The sequence below is a fragment of the Stenotrophomonas sp. PS02298 genome (genome assembly GCF_029959445.1).
GTDB lineage: Bacteria > Pseudomonadota > Gammaproteobacteria > Xanthomonadales > Xanthomonadaceae > Stenotrophomonas.
In genome coordinates, this window is sequence record NZ_JASCOR010000308.1 from 1 (window position 1) to 1,673 (window position 1,673).

Below are 1,673 nucleotides of genomic sequence, written 5' to 3' on the forward strand. Positions count from 1 at the left end.
AGCTTCCTGTGCCCTGCTGTAGTGCTGAGCCATGCTCGGCAGGGGCATTCCCGAAAACGCCTGTAGGAGCGGCGTAAGCCGCGAAGCTGACGACTCTTGCGGGCGACGCATCACCAGCACCTGCATCCGTGCCGAAGCCTTGGGGATTGGATGCAGGTGGTTTGTTTGCTGCCGGCTTCGCGGCTGACGCCGCTCCTACAAAAGCCGATTCTTGTCAGCCAGCACGGGCCTGCTTGACGATGGCGGCGGCAGCGGCGGCAGACTTCTTCACTTCGTCCCAATGGCCATTGCGGATCCAGCTGTCCTGCACCATCCATGAGCCACCGATGCAGACGACGTTCTTCTGCGACAGGTAATCGCCTGCGGTGGCTTCGGTGATGCCACCGGTGGGGCAGAGCTTGAGCTCCGGAATCGGACCGGCAACACCCTTGATCATCGCCAAGCCGCCAACGGCGGTGGCCGGGAACAGCTTGCAGATGCGGAAGCCGCGCGCGACCAGCTCCAGCAGTTCGGTCGGTGATGCAGCGCCCGGAACCACCGGCAACGGCGCAGCCGCCAGGGCATCGGCCATGTGTGCGGGCGTGCCCGGGGTGACGATGAAGTCGGCACCGGCATCGATGGAGCGCTGCATCTGCTCGACGGTCAGCACGGTACCGGCACCTACAACTACATCCGGCAGTTCGCGTTTGAGCATGGCCAGCGCTTCCATTGCCACCGGCGTGCGCAGGGTCAGTTCAATCGCGGGCAGACCACCTTCGAGCAGGGCTGCGCTGACGGCGCGCGCCTGGTCGAGGGTGTGCACGGTAACGACTGGCAGGATGCCGGCGGCGCTCAACAGCTGCTCGGCGCGGTCCTGGTATTGGGCAATGTTCATGGAGTCCTCTTTGATAAAGGTGTTCGCGAATCCTGGATCTCAGGCGTCGTTGGCTTCGTGTGGGGCGGCGGCTGCGGCATGGTCATGGCCGAGTTCGTATTCGGCGTCGTAGTCCCACAAGCTGCCGTCCGGACGGGCCGGGCCGCAGGAGATCGAGATCGCGCCCTGATCGGCTGGGCCGACGATGCGGCGGTTCATCGCGAACAGGTTGCGGCCCATGTCCGAGCCCGCCGGTGCGGTGTTGGCGGCAATGCCACGTGCGGCCCACTCGGCAGCATCGACCAGTACTTCCAGCGTGCCGGCTTCACCGTCCAGGCGAATGATGTCGCCTTCGCGGATGCGTGCGATGGGGCCGCCGCGTGCTGCCTCCGGGGTGACGTGGATGGCGGCCGGAATCTTGCCGGAGGCGCCGGAGAGGCGGCCATCGGTGACCAGCGCAACGCGCCTGCCCTGGTTCTGCAGCAGGCCGAGCAGCGGGGCCAGCGAATGCAGTTCCGGCATGCCGTTGGAGCGTGGGCCCTGATAGCGCACGACCGCGACGAAGTCCTGCGGCAGGGCGCCAGCGGCATGCAGTTTGTTGAGGATCTGCGGCGCATCGACGACCACGGCCGGTGCTTCGATCGTGCGGTACTGCGGCTTCACTGCCGACAGCTTGATCAGCGAGCGGCCGATATTGCCACGCAGCAGGCGCAGGCCGCCCTGGGCTTCGAATGGATTGGAGGCGGGGCGCACCACGTCCTCGTCGCCGCGGACCGCCACCGCCCGGCCCCAACGGACCAAGGCCGCGGTGGGGCGCGGG

At 66.8% G+C, this 1,673-nt stretch carries 2 protein-coding genes; both read right to left on the reverse strand.

The window, feature by feature from the left end; all coding sequences use genetic code 11:
* Positions 1-214: 214 nt before the first annotated feature.
* Positions 215-874, reverse strand: a complete 660-nt coding sequence (eda, locus tag QMX78_RS21315) for a bifunctional 4-hydroxy-2-oxoglutarate aldolase/2-dehydro-3-deoxy-phosphogluconate aldolase (RefSeq protein ID WP_282273439.1) — start codon at positions 872-874, stop codon at positions 215-217.
* Positions 875-913: 39 nt separating this feature from the next.
* Positions 914-1,673: dihydroxy-acid dehydratase (locus tag QMX78_RS21320; protein WP_282273440.1), on the reverse strand; the 760-nt coding region annotated here is incomplete at its 5' end.